The 19966-nt window shown below is 36.4% G+C and carries 15 protein-coding genes; all 15 read left to right on the forward strand.

All coding sequences use genetic code 11. The annotated features are described in order from the left end of the window. Positions 1 to 91: 91 nt before the first annotated feature. The 15 genes from rpoN to CDIMF43_RS04750 all read left to right on the forward strand — a co-directional run bounded on the left by rpoN (position 92) and on the right by CDIMF43_RS04750 (position 19842). Positions 92 to 1453, forward strand: a complete 1362-nt coding sequence (gene rpoN, locus CDIMF43_RS04685; RefSeq protein WP_109841313.1) for an RNA polymerase factor sigma-54 — start codon at positions 92 to 94, stop codon at positions 1451 to 1453. 373 nt (positions 1454 to 1826) lie between these two features. Further along, positions 1827 to 2867, forward strand: a complete 1041-nt coding sequence (locus CDIMF43_RS04690; protein ID WP_074401401.1) for a sugar-binding transcriptional regulator — start codon at positions 1827 to 1829, stop codon at positions 2865 to 2867. A gap of 43 nt (positions 2868 to 2910) precedes the next feature. Further along, entirely contained in the window at positions 2911 to 3915 is a 1005-nt protein-coding gene (gene gap, locus CDIMF43_RS04695) for a type I glyceraldehyde-3-phosphate dehydrogenase (RefSeq protein ID WP_109841314.1), read from the forward strand. A gap of 108 nt (positions 3916 to 4023) precedes the next feature. Beyond that, positions 4024 to 5208 (forward strand): phosphoglycerate kinase, encoded by a 1185-nt coding sequence (locus tag CDIMF43_RS04700; RefSeq protein ID WP_109841315.1) that lies wholly within the window; start codon positions 4024 to 4026, stop codon positions 5206 to 5208. A 185-nt stretch (positions 5209 to 5393) separates the two neighbouring features. Beyond that, positions 5394 to 6149 carry a triose-phosphate isomerase gene (gene tpiA / locus CDIMF43_RS04705; RefSeq protein WP_034571330.1) on the forward strand — a complete coding sequence of 252 codons (756 nt, stop codon included), beginning with the start codon at positions 5394 to 5396 and terminating at the stop codon, positions 6147 to 6149. Next, complete coding sequence (gene gpmI, locus CDIMF43_RS04710; RefSeq protein WP_109841316.1) at positions 6149 to 7678, forward strand: 2,3-bisphosphoglycerate-independent phosphoglycerate mutase; 1530 nt, start codon at positions 6149 to 6151, stop codon at positions 7676 to 7678. Before tpiA ends, gpmI begins: the two co-directional genes overlap by 1 nt. A 125-nt stretch (positions 7679 to 7803) precedes the next feature. After that, on the forward strand, positions 7804 to 9099 hold the full coding sequence (eno, locus tag CDIMF43_RS04715) for a phosphopyruvate hydratase (protein WP_034571324.1): 1296 nt from the start codon (positions 7804 to 7806) through the stop codon (positions 9097 to 9099). 296 nt (positions 9100 to 9395) lie between these two features. Continuing rightward, complete coding sequence (locus tag CDIMF43_RS13590) at positions 9396 to 9533, forward strand: hypothetical protein (protein WP_162532911.1); 138 nt, start codon at positions 9396 to 9398, stop codon at positions 9531 to 9533. Positions 9534 to 9622: 89 nt separating this feature from the next. Continuing rightward, positions 9623 to 11836 carry an LPXTG cell wall anchor domain-containing protein gene (locus CDIMF43_RS04720; protein WP_109841317.1) on the forward strand — a complete coding sequence of 738 codons (2214 nt, stop codon included), beginning with the start codon at positions 9623 to 9625 and terminating at the stop codon, positions 11834 to 11836. A gap of 297 nt (positions 11837 to 12133) precedes the next feature. Beyond that, positions 12134 to 12334 (forward strand): cold-shock protein, encoded by a 201-nt coding sequence (locus tag CDIMF43_RS04725; protein ID WP_034571318.1) that lies wholly within the window; start codon positions 12134 to 12136, stop codon positions 12332 to 12334. Between the two features lie 151 nt (positions 12335 to 12485). After that, the gene (locus tag CDIMF43_RS04730; RefSeq protein ID WP_109841318.1) at positions 12486 to 15323 is read left to right on the forward strand and encodes a sigma 54-interacting transcriptional regulator; all 2838 of its coding nucleotides are present in this window, start codon (positions 12486 to 12488) and stop codon (positions 15321 to 15323) included. A 257-nt stretch (positions 15324 to 15580) separates the two neighbouring features. Beyond that, positions 15581 to 16681: a 3-phosphoserine/phosphohydroxythreonine transaminase gene (gene serC / locus CDIMF43_RS04735; RefSeq protein WP_109841319.1), complete on the forward strand. Its 1101-nt coding sequence runs from the start codon at positions 15581 to 15583 to the stop codon at positions 16679 to 16681. Beyond that, a complete protein-coding gene (locus CDIMF43_RS04740; RefSeq protein WP_109841320.1) occupies positions 16668 to 17852 on the forward strand; it encodes a 3-phosphoglycerate dehydrogenase family protein in 1185 nt (394 codons plus the stop codon). The genes serC and CDIMF43_RS04740 overlap by 14 nt, the downstream gene beginning before the upstream one ends. A 15-nt stretch (positions 17853 to 17867) precedes the next feature. Beyond that, the gene (locus CDIMF43_RS04745) at positions 17868 to 19112 is read left to right on the forward strand and encodes a DUF1015 domain-containing protein (RefSeq protein ID WP_109841321.1); all 1245 of its coding nucleotides are present in this window, start codon (positions 17868 to 17870) and stop codon (positions 19110 to 19112) included. A gap of 127 nt (positions 19113 to 19239) precedes the next feature. Further along, the gene (locus tag CDIMF43_RS04750) at positions 19240 to 19842 is read left to right on the forward strand and encodes a short chain dehydrogenase (protein ID WP_109841322.1); all 603 of its coding nucleotides are present in this window, start codon (positions 19240 to 19242) and stop codon (positions 19840 to 19842) included. Positions 19843 to 19966 lie beyond the last annotated feature (124 nt).

The raw sequence follows: 19966 nt of genomic DNA on the forward strand, positions 1-19966 counted from the left end.
AGCTGCACATAAAAAGATGAATTCCTTTTCAATTTCAAAATATGGTATGATAGCAGTGAAGATTTTGAAAGGACATGAAGGAGGAATGATTGTGAATTTTGAACAAAAGTTTAGCCAACAACAAAGACAAGTCCAAAAAATGGCGATGACACAACAATTACAGCAATCCATTCAAATGCTACAATACAATACAGAAGAACTAGCCAGCTTTTTAGAGCAAAAGGCGCTAGAAAATCCTTTAATCGAAGTAACCGTTGAAAGGGATTATGATGCTGAGGCAGCTATTCAACCCGTAAAAAGTACAATGAACTATCAACATAACGAAGAGTTTAATTATTTGAATCAAGTACCAGATACTAGCATTTCCTTATTTGAATTTTTATTGGAACAAATCCATTTAACAATGAGAGACACTTATTTAAGAGAATTGGTTTTCTTTTTAACTGAAAATATCGATGATAATGGCTATTTAAAAATAGAATTATCAGAGGCTGCAAAAACAACAGGGGCGCAAGAAATCCAAATATTAGATGCCTTAACCTTGCTGCAACAATTAGATCCTGCAGGAGTAGGCGCGAGAAACTTACAAGAATGTTTGATGTTACAAATTGAACGAGACGACTTTGCCCCCAATATGGCCTATGTGATAGTAGAGGAAGAATTTGAAAATTTTGCAAATCGTAAATGGAAAGAAATTACGAAAAAGTTCGATATTAGTTTGGCTGAAATTCAAGAAATTTCAGATTATATTCAGACCTTGAATCCACGCCCAGGCGCTTTATATGACGGTACAAAAGAACAATACATCCGTCCTGACTTAGTTATTCGTGTCACAAAAGAGAATGAAATCAAAGTATTATCAGCTAAAACAGGCTTACCAGTCGTTCATTTTCAAAAAGACTATTATCAAGAAATGTCTCGATTTGAAGACAAAGATGTCCGACGATTTATGAAGGATAAATTTAATGAGTATGAATGGATTCAAAAAAGCTTGCAACAAAGAGGGGAAACCATTGTTCGAGTAGGGACAGCGATTGTTGAGCGTCAAAAAGAATTCTTCTTGAACCCTGAACATCCAATCAAATCGTTAACTTTAAAAGAGATATCCGAAAAACTTGATATTCATGAGTCAACAGTAAGTCGCTCTGTTAATGGCAAATATTTAGAGACTAGTTTTGGCATTTTCGAATTAAAAAGTTTCTTCACAAATTCATTGAAAGCGCAACAATCAAAAACACAAAATTCTACAGACGAATCAGAAATTTCAGGAGATTCCGTTCGAAAAAGAGTCGCCTCATGTGTAGAAAATGAAGATAAACGCAAACCCTTATCCGATCAAAAAATAGTAGAACAATTAAAAGAGGAAGGGATTGAGGTCTCTAGAAGAACGATTGCGAAATATCGGGATATCCTAGGCATTCCATCTTCCTCTAAGCGAAAACGATTTGACTAATAAAAAAACCTGTTGATTTCTTATTCTATTTATAAGAAAGAACAGGTTTTAATTTTAAGTTTAGTTACAAAATAAGAAATAGTTTACAAAGAAACAAAATAATTTAGTCACAAGCTAGACACAAATATTAATTTTTTTTTTAGGAATAAAAAAATAAGCACTTTATAGTTGAAAGATAGCGTGTAAGCTGTTAAAATGATTAGTGTAAGAGATGGAAGCGGTAGGCGAAATACTGCGACAAATGACAACAAACCTACAGACAGTCAAATGAATGTTTTTGTTTCATTAAGGATCTCTTCATTTTTTTAAGCACTCAGGGTCGCAAAACGACTTACATGGTCGCTAAACGACCAAGGAAGAAAGAGGCACTCTTATGCAGCAAGATGTATTATCTATTATTGAAAAAGTAGCACCTGATATCATGGAGACTCTTCGAGAACGTTATCAGATTCTGCGCAATATCTATTTATTGGGACCAGTCGGTAGACGTGTTTTAGCTGGGAAAATGAATGTAACAGAACGTGTTCTACGTACTGAAACAGATTTTTTAAAAAAGCAAAACATTATAAAAACTTCAAAAGTAGGAATGGAATTAACAACTACTGGTGAAGAAATCTACCACGAATTAGATCAAATGATGGGACAATTGTTAGGGATGCGAGAAAAAGAAAAAGAATTAGCGACTTATTTTCAGATAGAACATTGTATAATTGTCTCAGGCGATAGTGAAGAACAAAGGAAAGTCATGGAAGAATTAGGGCATGCAACCTCAGAATCATTGGATTTCTTACTGCCAAGTGGCGACAATATTATTGCCGTTATGGGTGGAACAACAATGGCGAAAGTTGCAGACCAAATGACAAAAGCTTTATCTAACGATCGACATCTGATCTTTGTCCCTGCAAGAGGAGGCATTGGAGAAGCGGTGAATATTCAAGCGAATACCATCAGCTCCCAAATGGCTGAAAACACAGGTGGCGAAAATCGAGTTTTATACGTTCCAGAACAAGTCAGTGAAGAAACGTATAAACCACTACTCCAAGAACCAGCTGTCTTTAACACTTTGAAGATGGTCACTAAGGCTAAATGTGTGTTACACAGTATTGGAGATGCCAAATTAATGGCAGAACGCAGAGGAATGAGTGAAGAAGCTCTCACTCTGATTAAAGAACAAGCAGCAGTTGGTGAAGCTTTCGGGTATTTCTTTAATCAATCAGGTGAAGTGGTCTATAAAATCCCACGCATCGGGTTACAATTAAAAGATTTAGCCAAAATTCCTTGTGTACTAGCAATCGCTGGTGGGAAATCAAAAGCAACAGCAATTGAAGCTTATATGAAAAATGCACCCAGTCAAACATGGTTGATTACAGATGAAGGTGCAGCTAATCAGATTTTAAAAGGGGTAACCCTTTAAAATAAATAATAAATCAAGAATTCCTAAAGGAGGAAATCTAGTTATGACAGTAAAAGTAGGTATTAATGGTTTTGGACGTATTGGACGTTTAGCTTTCCGTCGCATCCAAGCAGTAGAAGGTATTGAAGTTGTTGCAATCAATGACTTAACAGACGCAAAAATGTTGGCTCATTTATTAAAATATGATACAACTCAAGGACGTTTCGACGGTGACGTTGAAGTTCATGATGGTTATTTCAATGTTAACGGTAAAGAAGTAAAAGTTCTTGCTAACCGTAACCCTGAAGAACTTCCATGGGGCGAACTTGGTGTTGAGATCGTTCTTGAATGTACTGGTTTCTTTACAACTCAAGAAAAAGCTGAATTACACTTAAAAGCTGGCGCTAAACGTGTTGTTATTTCTGCTCCTGCATCAGGCGACATGAAAACAATCGTTTACAACGTAAACCACGAAATCTTAGATGGTTCTGAAACAGTTATTTCAGGTGCTTCATGTACTACTAACTGTCTAGCTCCAATGGCACAAGTATTAGAAGAAAAATTTGGTGTTATTGAAGGTCTTATGACTACAATCCACGCTTACACAGGTGACCAAATGACTCTTGATGGCCCTCACCCAGGTGGAGACTTCCGTCGTGCACGTGCTGCTGCAGAAAACATCGTTCCTAATACAACTGGCGCTGCTAAAGCAATCGGTTTAGTATTACCTTCATTACAAGGTAAATTAGACGGAGCTGCTCAACGTGTTCCTGTTGCTACTGGTTCATTAACTGAATTAGTAACTGTATTAGACAAAAAAGTTACAGTTGAAGAAGTAAATGCTGCAATGAAAGCTGCTGCAAACGAATCATTCGGTTACAACACTGATGCAATCGTTTCTTCTGATATCGTTGGTATGACTTTCGGTTCATTATTTGACGAAACTCAAACTAAAGTTATGACTGTTGGAGATCACCAATTAGTTAAAACTGTTGCTTGGTATGACAACGAAATGTCATACACTGCACAACTTATCCGTACTTTAGAATACTTTGCAAAATTAGGTTAATTATTTCTTAATTTTAAAATGTGCATATTCTGACATTTTTGAAAAGCGGGGAGCTTCGCGCTTCCCGCTTTTCTTTATGTCTTTAATAAACAATAGGAGGCTTCTCTCATGGCTAAAAAAGTTGTTACTGATTTAGATTTAAAAGATAAAAAAGTGCTAGTTCGTGCTGATTTTAACGTACCGATGAAAGATGGCGTTATTACTAACGACAACCGCATCGTTGCTGCACTTCCAACACTTGAATACATTCTTGAACAAGATGGTAAAGTCATTGTTTTCTCTCATTTAGGTAAAGTTAAAACAGAAGAAGACAAAGCAGACAAAACATTGCGTCCAGTTGCAGAACGTTTAAGCGAATTATTAGGCAAACCTGTGACATTCGTTCCTGAAACTCGTGGAGCTGAATTAGAAAAAGCTATTGCTGATATGAAAGATGGCGAAGTGGTTATGTTTGAAAACACTCGCTTTGAAGACATTGATGGCAAGAAAGAAAGTAAAAATGATCCAGAATTAGGAAAATATTGGGCTTCACTAGGCGACGTTTTTGTAAATGACGCCTTTGGTACAGCTCACCGCGCTCATGCTTCTAACGTTGGAATTGCTTCTAACTTAGAATCAGCAGCTGGTTTCCTAATGGAAAAAGAAATCAAATTTATCGGTGGCGTTGTTGAAAACCCAGATCGTCCTTTAGTGGCAATTCTTGGTGGTGCAAAAGTTTCTGATAAAATTGGCGTTATCGAAAATCTATTAAAGGTTGCTGACAAAGTTCTTGTTGGTGGAGGAATGACTTATACATTCTACGCTGCTCAAGGAAAAGAAATTGGTAAATCATTAGTAGAAACAGATAAAATCGACTTAGCAAAATCATTATTAGAATCTGCTAACGGCAAATTGATTTTACCAGTTGACTCTGTATGTGCGACAGAATTCAGTAATGACGTTCCAACTGAAATCCACGAAGCAATTCCTGCTAACATGATGGGACTTGACGTAGGACCAAAAACAGTTGAATTATTTACAAAAGAATTACAAGGCGCTAAAACAGTTGTATGGAACGGACCAATGGGCGTATTTGAAATGAGCAACTTTGCTAAAGGTACCATCGGCGTATGTGAAGCAATTGCAAAATTAAAAGACGCAACAACAATCATTGGTGGTGGAGATTCAGCAGCAGCAGCTATGCAATTAGGCTTTGCGGATGACTTTACACACATTTCAACAGGTGGCGGAGCTTCTCTAGAATACCTAGAAGGCAAAGTATTACCTGGCGTTGATTCTATTTCTGATAAATAATCATGATTCTTGGCGCTTTAGCGCCTTAGAAGCATGATTCACATTCGTTCCGAAAGAACGAACTGTGGCTTCCGAAAAGAAGTTTTGATTCTTGGCGCCTCAGCGCTTTAGAAGCATGATTCACATTCGGTCAGAAAGAAAACCTATTGTTGATTTTAAATTAAAATTAAAGGGGCAAACACATTATGCGTAAACCAATTATCGCTGGTAACTGGAAAATGAACAAAACAGCATCAGAAGCGTTAGCTTTTGCAGAAGCTGTTAAAACTAAAATCCCTGCAAATTCAGCTGTTGATTCAGTAATTGGATCACCAACATTGTTTTTACAAGAATTAGTAACTGCAGCAAAAGGAACAGATTTAAAAATTTCAGCACAAAACTGTTATTTTGAAGAATCAGGTGCCTTTACTGGCGAAACAAGTCCAGCTGCATTAAATGACTTAGGTGTTGACTATGTAATCATTGGTCACTCTGAACGTCGTGAGTATTTCCACGAAACAGATGAAGACATCAACAAAAAAGCTCATGCTATTTTCAAAAACGGTATGACACCAATTATTTGTTGTGGCGAAACGTTAGAACAACGTGAAGCTGGCGAAACAAATGCATGGGTTGCTGGACAAATTGAAGGAGCTTTAAAAGGCTTATCGGCTGAACAAGTTTCAGTTTCTGTACTTGCTTACGAACCAATCTGGGCAATCGGAACGGGTAAATCTTCAACTTCAACAGATGCTAACGACACATGTGCAGTGGTTCGTCAAACAGTTGAAAAATTATACTCAAAAGAAGTAGCTGAAGCTGTTCGTATTCAATACGGTGGTTCTGTTAAACCAGAAAACATTGCAGAATACATGGCACAGTCTGATATTGATGGTGCTTTAGTAGGAGGAGCAAGCTTAGAAGCAGAATCTTTCTTAGCATTATTGGAGGCCGTTAAATAATGAGTAAATCACCTGTTGCAATCATTATCCTTGATGGATTTGGATTGCGTAACGAAACTGTGGGAAATGCCGTTGCTTTAGCGAATAAACCGAACTTTGATCGTTATTGGGAAACGTATCCTCATGGTCAACTTAAGGCTGCTGGTCTTGATGTTGGATTACCAGAAGGACAAATGGGAAACTCAGAAGTTGGGCATACCAATATTGGTGCTGGACGTATCGTATATCAAAGTTTAACACGTATTGATAAAGCGATTGTTGACGGTGAATTCCAAGAAAATAAAGCCATTAACAGTGCCTTTGATCATACAAAAGAACATAACTCTAGCTTACACTTATTCGGTCTTTTATCTGACGGTGGGGTTCATAGCCACATCAATCATTTAATTTCTTTAATCGAAACAGCTAAAGAAAAAGGTGTTAAAAATGTGTACGTTCATGCTTTCTTAGATGGTCGTGACGTCGCACCAGATTCAGCAAAAGGTTATATTCAAACATTACAACATGCAATGAATGACTTAAACTATGGCGAAATCGCTACAGTATCTGGTCGTTTTTATGCAATGGATCGTGACAAACGTTGGGAACGTGTGGAGCAAGCGTATAATGCAATTGCACACGGAACTGGTAAAATGTTCGATTCAGCAGAAGCAGTCATTGAAGACTCTTATGCAGCAGGCAAAATGGATGAATTCGTTGTTCCAGCAATTATTGGAAATGACGGACAACCGGTTGGGAAAATTGAAGACAACGATGCTGTTGTATTCTTTAACTTCCGTCCAGACCGTGCCATTCAATTGTCAAATGCGTTTACCGATCAAGAATGGACATTCTTTGAACGTGGCGCTCGTGCGGAAAACGTTAAATTTGTAACGATGACTTTATACAATCCAAGTATTGTTGCAGACGTAGCATTTCCTCCAATCGAAATGAAAAATGTGATTGGCGAAGTCCTTTCAAACGAAGGTCTTTCTCAATTACGTATCGCTGAAACTGAAAAATATCCACATGTAACGTTCTTTATGAACGGTGGACGTAATGAAGAGTTTCCAGGAGAAAATCGTATTTTAATCAACTCACCTAAAGTTGAAACCTACGATTTACAACCTGAAATGAGTGCTTATGAAGTAACCGATGCTTTAGTAGCTGATATTGAAGCAGATAAGCATGATGCGATTATTTTAAACTTTGCTAACCCAGACATGGTAGGACATTCTGGTATGGTAGAGCCAACGATTAAAGCGATTGAAGCCGTTGATGAAAACTTAGGACGCGTAGTGGATGCAATTACTGCTAAAGGCGGTTATGCAATCATTTTTGCCGATCATGGAAATTCAGAAACAATGACAACGCCAGAAGGCAAACCACATACAGCTCACACAACTGTACCGGTTCCTGTAATCGTTACTAAAAAAGGAGCTACTTTACGTGAAGGCGGCCGCTTAGCAGACGTAGCACCAACAATGTTAGACTTATTAGGCGTTAAAAAACCAGCAGAAATGACTGGCGAAAGCTTAATTCAAAAATAATTGATAAGATTGCCTTGAATTTGACGAAATTCATTGCAACTATTGATAAAATTGACTAAAATGTAGCTAAGGACGAATGCGCCTTGGCACTAAAAAATTATTGAAACTCAAAGGAGAGAAATAAAATGCCATTTATTACAGATATTTTAGCTCGTGAAGTCTTAGACTCACGCGGAAACCCAACAATCGAAGTTGAAGTTTACACAGAAAGCGGTGCTTTTGGACGCGGTATGGTTCCATCAGGTGCTTCTACTGGTGAACACGAAGCGGTTGAATTACGTGACGGAGACAAATCTCGTTACCTAGGCAAAGGTGTTCTTAAAGCAGTTGAAAATGTAAACACAGTTATCTCTGAAGCAATCTTAGGCTTTGACGTTCGCGACCAAATGGCGATTGACAAAACTATGATCGAATTAGATGGTACTCCTAACAAAGGGAAATTAGGCGCAAACGCTATTCTTGGTGTTTCAATCGCTGTAGCTCGTGCTGCTGCTGATTACCTAGATGTTCCTTTATATCAATATTTAGGCGGATTCAATACTAAAGTATTGCCAACTCCAATGATGAACATCATCAACGGTGGATCACATGCTGACAACAAAGTGGATTTCCAAGAATTCATGATTATGCCAGTTGGAGCTCCATCATTTAAAGAAGCTATCCGTATGGGTGCAGAAGTATTCCACAGCTTAGCAGCAGTATTAAAATCAAAAGGTTTAAACACAGCTGTAGGTGACGAAGGTGGTTTCGCTCCTGATTTATCATCAAACGAAGAAGCAATCGTTGTTATCATCGAAGCTATCGAAAAAGCTGGCTACAAAGCTGGTTCTGACGTTAAAATCGCAATGGACGTTGCATCATCAGAATTCTACGACAAAGAAACGGGTCTTTATGACTTAGCTTCTGAAGGACGTAAATTAGATGCTGAAGGTATGGTTAAACTTTATGAAGATTTAGTTTCTAAATACCCAATCATCTCAATCGAAGATGGACTTGACGAAAACGACTGGGAAGGTTTCAAACACTTAACAGAAGTCTTAGGCGAAAAAGTTCAATTAGTTGGTGACGATCTATTCGTTACAAACACTGAAAAACTTGCTCGTGGTATCGAAAACGGTATTGCAAACTCAATCTTAATCAAAGTTAACCAAATTGGTACATTAACAGAAACATTTGATGCTATCGAAATGGCTAAACGTGCTGGTTATACAGCAGTAGTTTCTCACCGTTCTGGTGAAACTGAAGATGCAACAATTGCAGATATCGCTGTTGCAACAAATGCTGGACAAATCAAAACTGGTTCAATGAGCCGTACAGACCGTATTGCTAAATACAACCAATTATTAAGAATTGAAGACCAATTAGGCGACTTAGCTGTTTATCAAGGTTTAGATTCTTTCTACAACTTAAAAAATAAATAATTTTTATTCATTGTAATGAAGATTCATTGCAATTTGAAAACATCCACTTTGTTTAAGCAAAGTGGATGTTTTTTTTTGTTAGATAATGAGGTATTCAAGGATTATATTTGATAAGTTAAAAATATTTTTTTTTGATATGTGAGGAAGACAAAATAAATTGAAGATTAACTATTTATACCAATACGGTATTTGCAAATAGATTTTATTGATAAGATATTTAAGAGGCTAACAGTCTATCAGAATTTAACGAATGTTGCTAAATACAGAGTAAAATAGTTAGGTGATTACAGAATTGCATGCCTATTATTAAAAAAATTATTTTATACGTTTTAATTGTAGCTGATGTTTGCGACGCAATTGGGATGACATTAGTGAATGAAGATAAAGTTCAAATTATATCTGTAATTAAAGAAAAAGTAAAAAATAAAAATTAAATTCAATGTGTTATAATTTTCTTTACGAAATGAATTTGTAGATAATAAATGTCTGTAAAAATCAATTAAATAAAGGAGAATATAATTTTATGAAAAAACAATATTTGGGTAGTATCGTTTTATTTAGTGGCTTGTTGATAGGATTAAATATACCTAACCAAGTAGATGCTGAAGGAGAAATTAATTCAAGTGAGAACTCATACGCACCATTTTGGGGTAGTGGACAAGATACTTATGGTGAATGGATTTTTACTACTACAGATGGGCACTATATAGGTTACAAAAATATGTTTATAGCTGATTTAAGTAATTCAATTCAATTTGATTATATTGGTGAAAACACTGGTAAAATGGAGTATAGAATTTTGGCTGAAGATGAAGTTACAGTATTGGCTTCTGGAGCGTACACAAATAATGCTGTGATTGATTTATCTAGCTATAAAGATGGTGTTTATTATGTTGAAGTGAATAAATATAAAGCACCAGGATCAATTATTGGACCAAATACCAATTTTGTTCAAGTCAACAAAGAATCTATCGACATTAATTTAACTATTAATGGGAATTATGGAAAGTACAACCCAACCTCAGTTAATCATTCCTCAGCGAAAGAGGGAGCCACTATTGGATGGGTGATTAAAGGTGAGAATGGCTTTATTCTAGAAGGAACGGGTAACGTAACGCCTGAACAGATGCAAACTTTAGGGGATGGCAAGTATACGATTGAAACAACGGTTACAGGTAAAACCATGCATGGCAATCCTTTAACAAATAAAACCAATGACAATTTTGAGATTCGTCATCCCGAATCAACGACGCTTGTGGATCGACCAATTAATCCAGAATCATTAACCGGAACAAAAAAAATAGAAGATTCAGAGTTAACTTGGACGATTTACGACAAAAACAACCAGCCGATAGCGACAGGTTCAGGTAATGAAGTGCCATTAGCTGAAATTAATGCTTTGGCAGATGGGGAGTATACAGTTAAATTCACTGAAATGAGCCCAGAAGCAATAGCAGATACCTCTTCTGGTGAATTTAAAATTCGTCGTCCAGAATCAACTACAACGGTTGATAAGCCAATTAATCCAGAATCCCTAACCGGAACTCAAAAGCTACCAGATTCAAGTTTAGGTTGGGTCATTTATGATAAGGACGGTAAGCCGGTAGCTTCAGGATTAGGAAGCGAAGTCCCATCATCAGAAGTGAAAGATTTAGAAAATGGTGAGTATAAAATTGAGTTTACCGAAACAAGTACAGAAGGTAGTACTCATAGTTCAGATGGTACCTTTAAAATTCGTCGACCAGAAACAACAACAACAGTTGACAAACCAGTAAACCCATCATCCGTAACGGGAACACAAAAATTACCAGAATCAAGTCTTGAGTGGGTCATTTATGATAGTGCCGGTAAGAAAGTAGCCTCTGGAGTGGGAAATGAAGTTCCATTATCAGAAATGGAAGGGTTAAAAGATGGCGATTATAAAGTTGAATTTACTGAAACAAGCCCAGAAGGCTTAACACATTCCTCATCAGATAAATTTAAACTCCGTCATCCAGAAACAACAACGACTGTTGATAAACCGGTGAATCCAGAGTCCATAACAGGAACTCAAAAACATCCAGAATCAAATTTAGGTTGGGTGATTTATGACAAAGAAGGCAAACCAGTAGTTTCAGGAACAGGGAACAAAGTCCCATTATCAGAAATGGAAGGGTTAAAAGATGGCGACTATAAAGTTGAATTTACTGAAACAAGCCCAGAAGGCTTAACACATTCTTCATCAGATGAATTTAAACTGCGCCATCCAGAAACAACAACGACTGTTGATAAACCAGTGAATCCAGAATCTGTAACGGGAACACAAAAACATCCAGAATCAAGCTTAGGTTGGGTGATTTACGATAAAGAAGGCAAACCAGTAGCGTCAGGAAAAGGTGGGAAAGTTCCCCAATCAGAAATGGATGCCTTAGCCGATGGTGACTATACGGTTGCGTTTACAGAGACTACTCCAGAAGGCTTAACGGATACTTCCAAAGGTAAATTTTCAATAAATAAAAAAGCAGAGCCTAAACCAGAAGAGCCAACGCAACCAGTGGCACCGATTAATCCAACAAAACCAGCGGATCAAGGAACGCCGATAGCAAATCAAAAACCAAATGTTCTTCCAGAGGCAACAACTTCTAAAACAGAAACGTTCCCTCAAACAGGAGAAACTAAGAGTAAGTCTAGTTTTTGGTTGGCAATTAGTTCATTCATTGGGATGATTGGACTAGTAGGAGTGAAAAAGCGTTCATAATAAAAAGAAATAGAAAGACATTGGTGCAAAAGCTGTTTTTCTATTTTTATTCATTATGAATACTAACTTATAATTAAATGTTATAATCGAGATTCCATTTAAATAAAAAAATCCACTATTTTTTTTATTATTTTACAAAAAGTAGTTAAAATCGCTTGTATTATAAATAAATCCATGCTATACTTACTTTAGTGTTTTTGTTAGGTAAAGAAAAGAATTGTTTCAGAACATTCCGATTCATACCGTTAAGCAAGAATAAATTAAGTGCCTATACGGCGCATGAGGAGGAATTTTATTATGGAACAAGGTACAGTAAAATGGTTTAACGCAGAAAAAGGTTTTGGTTTTATCGAACGCGAAAATGGTGACGATGTATTCGTACATTTCTCAGCTATCGGTGGAGACGGATTCAAAACTTTAGAAGAAGGACAAGCAGTTTCTTTCGAAGTTGAAGAAGGTAACCGTGGACCTCAAGCAGCTAACGTTGAAAAAGCGTAAGCTTTAAAACTTAATTGTTCAAAGAGCTTAGTAATTTATTACTAAGCTCTTTTTTTGTACAATTTTTTAAATAACATTAAAAGCTTGCTCATTTATTAAAATTCATCTAAAATAATAACTAGAACAATTGAATGTAGGGGCTGGTGATGAAATGAAACGTAAGGATCGTATTTATCAGTATGTAAAAGATAACACTGAACACCTCAGTCAAGAAGAGCTTGAATTTGGGGGTGGCTTAACAACTAGTGAGATATCAGAAGCATTAGAAATTGTTCGGACGAATGTTAGTAAAGAGCTTAATTTACTTGTTCGTGAAGGACACATTATCAAGCTAGAGGGGCGACCGGTTCGCTATGTTGATAAAGGAACACAACAATGGAAGCCCTTAACTAAGAAAGTGGTATCCTATAAAGAAACCAATTTGCTTTCTAAAAACAAAGAAAAACAAATTTCAACATCAAAATCGTCTAATGATAAAGATCTATTTGACTATATGATTGGCTCTAAGGGTAGTTTAAAAAATCAAGTGGAGCAAGCAAAAGCGGCATTATTTTATCCTCCTAAAGGATTAAATAGTCTAATCATTGGACCAACGGGGTCTGGGAAAACTTTTTTTGCCAATGCTATGTATCAATACTCACAAAATAAGAAAATTATTGAAGAAAATCAAGCTATGATTGTCTTTAACTGTGCAGACTATTCACAAAATCCACAATTGCTCATGTCGCATTTATTTGGTCATGTCAAAGGTGCATTTACAGGTGCAAGTGAAGCTAAAGACGGTCTATTGATGAAAGCCAATAACAACATGCTCTTTCTTGATGAAATCCATCGCTTACCACCAGAAGGTCAAGAAATGCTGTTTTATTTTATGGATAATGGCACTTTTCAAAAAATGGGAGATACTGGGGAAAAAGTATCTTCAAATGTGCGAATCGTTTGCGCAACCACAGAAAATCCTGAATCAGCATTGTTAGCCACCTTTGTTAGACGAATTCCAATTACGATTCAATTGCCTGCTTTTAGTGAACGTCCGGCTAAAGAAAAAATCCAGCTATTAAAGCTCTTGCTTTCAATTGAAGCAAAACGGATTAATAAAGAAATTATTATTGATGAAGATGCAGTAAAATCCCTTTTAGGTAGTGTCACTTATGGAAATATTGGGCAATTAAAATCAAATATTCAACTGGCTTGCGCGAAAGGTTTTTTAAATAGCATGGATAATAGTAATGAGATTCATATTACTATGGAAGCTTTGACGGCTAGTATAAAAGAAGGCCTTGTTCATTTAGCTAAAAATCGTACCGAATTAAATGAAATTTCAAAATACCTTGAACCACGTATTAAAATTTTGCCAAAGGATTCGATCTTTGTGAATCATGAAGATGCTTATGAATTGCCTTATAACCTCTATGAAATTATTGGCGATAAAGCGGCCCTGTTGAAGGCTGAAGGCTTAGACAAAGAGCATATTAATAATTTTATTACGACAGATATCAATTTACATTTAAAATCATTCTATAAACAAAATCAAATGTCTTATAATAAAGAAAGCAATTTGACGGATATTGTGGATGATGAAGTGATTACCTTAACAAAAGAAATTCGAAAATTAGCCGAAAAAAAATTAAATTACCAATTTCAAGATAATTTTCTTTATGCTATGAGTCTTCACTTAAGTTCGTTTATTAAACGTGCAAAAGAAGGGGATCTACCTATTAGCAAAAACGATAATTTGGAAGAGCTAATTGTCGAGTATCAAGATGAATATCAAGTGGCATTGATGATTAAAGAACACATTTATCAAAAATATCAAATGGACGTACCCGAGGTAGAGTGTTGGTATTTGACAATGTTATTGGCCTCTTTAAAACAAGAGAATACAGCTGGTCGAGTTGGAATTGTCGTTGCTGCTCATGGAAAAAGCACCGCTTTAAGTATGGTACAGGTCGTCTCAAAATTATTAAGTGCAAATAATATCCATTCGGTAGATATGCCCCTTGAAATGAATCCTCATACAGCTTTTGATTTAGTGAAGGATCAAGTAATAGCCGTTGATGAAGGAAATGGCGTGATGTTATTAGTCGATATGGGCTCACTTAGCACATTTGGTCCAAGGATTACAGAAGAAACGGGCATTCAAGTGCGAACGATTGATATGGTGACTACTCCTGTTGTACTAGAGGCGGCTAGAAAAACATCGTTAATTGATAACGATTTGATCAGTATTTTTGACTCATTGAAACAATTTAGAGGATATAGTACGTTTTTAGATTTTGATCCAGAAGAGCTTCCAGAAAAAGACTTATTGGAATTTAACAAGCCTAAAGCCATTATTACGATTTGTTCAACAGGCGAGGGAACGGCTAAGCAAATTAAAGAAATTATCGAAGCGGCGCTAGAGAGTTTGATGGATGATTCGATTACAGTGATTCCGCTATCGCTAATTGATGTCGATCAGACAATTCAAAACTTAGCCCAAGAATATCAAATTATCGCTACTACTGGCGTGGTGAAACCAGCTCTGGACGTTCCCTTTATCCCGTTGGATGAATTGATTCAAGGAAGCGGTGCAGATCGAATTCAGGATTTGGTGGGAGCTAACCTAGCTTTAGAATCTACACAGGTGGTACCGATATTAACGAAAGAGCTTTGCGAAGATTATATGAAAGGCTACTTCACTTTTATTAATCCCCATAAAGTGATTGATGTACTATGGGATTATTGCCAAATTGTAGCAGAGGAAAAAAATCAGACTTTTAGTAATAGCTTTATTATTGGATTGGTCATGCACATTGCGGGTGCAATTGAGCGAACACTTTTAAATGATACAATGGCGGTGGTTGACGAGATGGACAATCAAGCTTCTGATTATTATGATGCTGTCATAAAAGCCAATCAATCGATTAAAACCAAGTTGAATATTGACATTCCAGAAGCCGAAAATTATTATATTTTACAAATATTTGAAACTGAAAAACAAAAATAAGCAGACTGCTAAATCAAAGGAACCATTTTTTGATTTAGTAGTTTTTTTGATTAAATGAGAAAAAGCATCGTTTTATCATTCGTGTATTTCGTGTTATAGACACCTTTTTTGTTTTTTAAAACCGTATAAGTTATTAAAATGTGGAATTAATTATCATTTTATTGTTTTTTATTCGTCTTTTTCTGATATAATGAGAAATACATTCTTTTTGATTAGAGAATAATGAGGATGTAAAAAGGGATAAAGGGGAAGATAAGATGAAGAAAGTGTACAATTTTTCTGCAGGACCGGCTGTTTTACCAAGTTCTGTGTTAAAAAAAGTTCAAGACGAAATGTTGGATTATGCAGGTAGTGGCATGTCCGTGATGGAATTGAGTCATAGATCCTCCCTTTTTCAAGCAATTATTGATGATGCTGAATGTCTTTTACGTGAATTAATGTCAATACCTGATCAATACAGTGTGCTCTTTTTACAAGGTGGAGCCAGCTTGCAGTTTTCAATGATACCAATGAATCTTGCGCAAAATAAAAAAGTAGCGTACGTAAATAGCGGTTCTTGGTCTGAAAAAGCGATCGAAGAAGCACTTAAAATTCCTGATTTAACAGTAGATGTGATTGCAAGCTCACAACAAGATCAATTTAAAAAAGTTCCAACTATTCCAGCAGTAACAGCTGATTATGATTATTTACACATTACAACAAACAATACAATAGAAGGAACGACTTATTTTAAAGTTCCAACAGGGATAGAAATTCCCGTTATTGCGGATATGTCATCCAATATTCTTTCAAGTGAATATGAGGTTTCTGATTTTGGCCTTATTTATGCAGGAGCTCAAAAAAATATTGGACCTGCTGGTTTAACAGTGGTAATTATTCGAAAGGATTTGATTCGTTTCGTTGACAATCTGCCGGCGATGTTAGATTATTCTGTTCAAGAAAAAAATAATTCAATGTACAATACCCCTCCAACTTTTGCGATCTATGTGGCAAAATTAGTGTTCGAATGGCTAAAAGAACTGGGTGGAGTAAAAGCAATTGAAGCTATCAACCGAAAAAAAGCGCAGCTTCTTTATGATTACTTAGACCAATCGTCTTTGTTTTCATCACCAGTAGAGCAGGGATCTCGGTCGTTGACAAATATTCCCTTTGTAACAGGAGATGCTGCCATTGATAAGCAATTTGTTGAAGAAGCAGAAAAAGCAGGTTTTGTGAACTTAAAAGGTCATCGCTCAGTCGGTGGAATGCGAGCAAGTTTATACAATGCCTTCCCAATTGAAGGCGTCGAGGCGTTAATTGAATTTATGGATACATTTACTAAAAAAACAGAGGAGGCGCCGCTACATGTTTCAAATTAAAACCTATAATGCGATTGCTAAAGCCGGTTTAAAAAAATTTAATGAGGAGCATTACCAATTAAATCAAAGTGAAACACCAGATGCCTTATTAATTCGTAGTCATAAAATTACGGAAGAAGAGTTGCCAAATAGCGTTCTTGCAATAGGTAGAGCAGGAGCGGGAGTCAATAATGTTCCCGTTGAGGCATGTACTGAAAAAGGAATAGTGGTCTTTAATACGCCAGGAGCGAATGCAAATGCCGTGAAAGAACTGGTTTTAGCTAATTTATTATTAGCTGCTAGACCGATTTTAGAAGGGGCCAATTGGGTGAAAACCGTAACGGGCAGCAATATTGAGGAAATTGTTGAAGGCGAGAAAAAACGATTTGCTGGAACTGAATTGCAAGATAAAAAATTAGGGGTCATTGGTTTAGGTGCGATTGGAGCAATGGTTGCCAATGATGCTTACCGAATTGGAATGAATGTGGTAGGATATGATCCTTATGTTTCAGTGGATACAGCATGGACAATTTCAAGTCGAGTGAAGCGTGCTCTAACCATTGAGGAAGTATTAAGAACCTGTGATTATATTACCATTCATGTTCCATTGTTGCCTCAAACAAAACAGTTGATTAATCATGAGAAGTTAGCTTTAATGAAAAAAGAGGCTGTTTTGTTGAATTTTTCTCGGGGTGAATTAGTAGACAATAAAGCAGTAGCGACGGCATTAGTTGATGGTCATTTGAAGCAATATATTACAGATTTTGCTGACGAGCAGTTTATCGGCAATGAGAAGGTTCTAGTCTTGCCTCATTTGGGAGCATCTACCATTGAAGCTGAAGTGAATTGTGCGAAAATGGCTGCTAGAACGTTGAAGTACTTCTTAGAAACTGGAAATATTAAACGTTCAGTCAATTTCCCAACAGTTGAGATGGATTTTCAAGCACCGATTCGGTTAGCCTTGATTCATTTAAATGTACCCAGTATGGTAGGAACGATGACGATTGAACTGGCTAATCATGGAATTAATATTGTAAATATGATTAATCGAAGCAAGGGAGATCATGCATACACTTTGATTGATTTAGAAGGTACATCAGCGGATCAATTAGAAAAAATTGTCGCTAAACTGAAAACCGTTGAAAATATTATTAAAATTAGAGTATTAGAAAATCAGCAACCCACTTTTTGAAAGTAGGAGGAAATTATGGTTAAAATTAAACCGTTTAAAGGGATTCGTCCGAATCCTGATTACGCCAAACAAATCGCTTCGTTGCCTTATGATGTGTTAAACACAGAAGAGGCAAGAGCACTGGCTAGCGAAAATCCCTATTCTTTTTTACACATAGATAAAGCCGAAGTAGATTTGGCAAAAGAAAGCTCTCCCTATGTCGAAGTCGTCTATCAAAAAGCAGCAGCAAATTTAAAAGAATTTATTTTAAAGCAGTGGCTGACACAAGACTCGCAGGAACACTATTACTTGTACCGCCTAACCATGAACGGGCGTAGTCAAACTGGATTAGTGGTGTGTACGTCTATCGATGACTATATTGCTGGGAAAATAAAAAAACATGAATTTACTAGAGAAGAAAAGGAATTAGATCGTATTCGACACGTTGATGCGTGTGATGCCAATACCAGTCCTATTTTTTTAACGTATCGTGAAAATGAAACGGTAAATGATTTGATTGCTGATTGGCAGCAAAAACAGAATCCCATCTATAAATTTGAAAGCTTTCATCAGGTAACTCATGAGGTCTGGGTTATCAACGAAGAACCCATGATTACTCGTTTGACAACACTATTTGCTACTGACATCGATGCTTTGTATATTGCTGATGGTCATCATCGTACGGAATCTGCAGTGAAAGTAGGAATCAACCGTCGTGAAGCCTTTCCAAATGCAAAAGACGATGCAGAATTTAATTCTTTTTTATCTGTTTTATTTCCGAAGGAGCAATTAGCAATTTTAGATTATAATCGAGTGATAAATGTTCCAATAAAAACTGATTTTATAGAGGAATTGAAAAAATCATTTATCGTGAGTCGAGTTGGTACGGAAGTTTTTAAACCAGCTAAAGAAAAAACAATAGGCATGTATTTGGCAGGGGCTTGGTATCAACTCACTGTGAAGCCTGAAGCAATTCCAACGGATGAGGTGGATCGTCTTGATGTGTCGATTTTACAAAACGAAGTGTTGACGCCGTTATTTGGAATTGAAGATATCCGAACAGATAAGCGGATTGATTTTGTTGGTGGAATCCGGGGCTTAGAGGAGTTAGAACGCTTAGTTGACGCTGGTACTTTTACAGTTGCCTTTGCTATGTTTCCAACGACAATGGAGCAATTGCTTCAAGTTGCAGATAGTGGGAAAATTATGCCACCTAAATCAACTTGGTTTGAACCCAAATTGTTAAGTGGATTATTCATCCATGATTTAGCTAGTCATTAAAAAGATAGGACTTAGATTTTCCCATCTAAGTCCTATTTTTTTTCGAGTAAAAAAAGTTGTTCAAAAAAATAAAGTGGCGTACACTGAGTAATGAAGAATTTTATTGAAAGAAAAGAGGCGTTGTCAGATGAAAAAAGCGTTGATTATTGGTGGAACAGGAACAATCGGTACCGCAGTAGCTAAGAAATTAGAAAAACATTATGAAGTGTTAATTGCTAGCCGTCATTCGAAAGAATACCCAGTAGATATCAGTTCAGTAGACAGTATTCAGTCGTTGTTTGAAAAAACTGGCCAGATAGATGCTGTGATTGTGACTGCAGGAGCTGCTCATTTTGGACCCTTAAAAGAAATGACAGTTGAAGACAATTTAATAAGTGTGACAAATAAACTGTTAGGACAAGTGAATATTGTTTTATTAGGAACGGATTTTGTTAAGGATAAAGGCAGTTTTACATTAGTTACTGGAATTATGATGGATGATCCTATTTATCAAGGGGCATCCGCTGCATTAGCCAATGGGGGTGTCAGAGCCTTTGCCAAATCAGCAGCCCTTGAATTGCCAAGAGGCATTCGCATCAATACGGTTAGCCCAAATGTTTTGAAAGAATCCTGGGATAAATACCAAGATTTCTTTGTAGGATTCAATCCAGTGAGTGCTGAAAAGGTAGCCAATGCATTTGTTAAAAGTGTACGAGGTTTGCAAACTGGTGAAAGCTACGAAGTTTATTAAGGAAAATTAAAAGAAACTGGCATTCATTTGATGACGTGTTAGTTTCTTTTTTTAAGAATAAAAAAATAGTTGTAATTAAATAGCGGTTTTGTTAAAATTAGAATTAGATTAAAATAAGATTAAA

Source organism: Carnobacterium divergens (assembly GCF_900258435.1).
In the GTDB taxonomy this organism is placed as follows: Bacteria; Bacillota; Bacilli; order Lactobacillales; family Carnobacteriaceae; genus Carnobacterium; species Carnobacterium divergens_A.

Coding starts and splice junctions, on each gene's coding strand:
- CDIMF43_RS04700 (WP_109841315.1), top strand. CDS start 4,024: ATGGCTAAAAAAGTTGTTACTGATTTAGATTTAAAAGATAAAAAAGTG.
- CDIMF43_RS04690 (WP_074401401.1), top strand. CDS start 1,827: ATGCAGCAAGATGTATTATCTATTATTGAAAAAGTAGCACCTGATATC.
- CDIMF43_RS04750 (WP_109841322.1), top strand. CDS start 19,240: ATGAAAAAAGCGTTGATTATTGGTGGAACAGGAACAATCGGTACCGCA.
- CDIMF43_RS04745 (WP_109841321.1), top strand. CDS start 17,868: ATGGTTAAAATTAAACCGTTTAAAGGGATTCGTCCGAATCCTGATTAC.
- CDIMF43_RS04730 (WP_109841318.1), top strand. CDS start 12,486: ATGAAACGTAAGGATCGTATTTATCAGTATGTAAAAGATAACACTGAA.
- tpiA (WP_034571330.1), top strand. CDS start 5,394: ATGCGTAAACCAATTATCGCTGGTAACTGGAAAATGAACAAAACAGCA.
- gap (WP_109841314.1), top strand. CDS start 2,911: ATGACAGTAAAAGTAGGTATTAATGGTTTTGGACGTATTGGACGTTTA.
- CDIMF43_RS04720 (WP_109841317.1), top strand. CDS start 9,623: ATGAAAAAACAATATTTGGGTAGTATCGTTTTATTTAGTGGCTTGTTG.
- serC (WP_109841319.1), top strand. CDS start 15,581: ATGAAGAAAGTGTACAATTTTTCTGCAGGACCGGCTGTTTTACCAAGT.
- CDIMF43_RS04740 (WP_109841320.1), top strand. CDS start 16,668: ATGTTTCAAATTAAAACCTATAATGCGATTGCTAAAGCCGGTTTAAAA.
- CDIMF43_RS13590 (WP_162532911.1), top strand. CDS start 9,396: ATGCCTATTATTAAAAAAATTATTTTATACGTTTTAATTGTAGCTGAT.
- gpmI (WP_109841316.1), top strand. CDS start 6,149: ATGAGTAAATCACCTGTTGCAATCATTATCCTTGATGGATTTGGATTG.
- CDIMF43_RS04725 (WP_034571318.1), top strand. CDS start 12,134: ATGGAACAAGGTACAGTAAAATGGTTTAACGCAGAAAAAGGTTTTGGT.
- eno (WP_034571324.1), top strand. CDS start 7,804: ATGCCATTTATTACAGATATTTTAGCTCGTGAAGTCTTAGACTCACGC.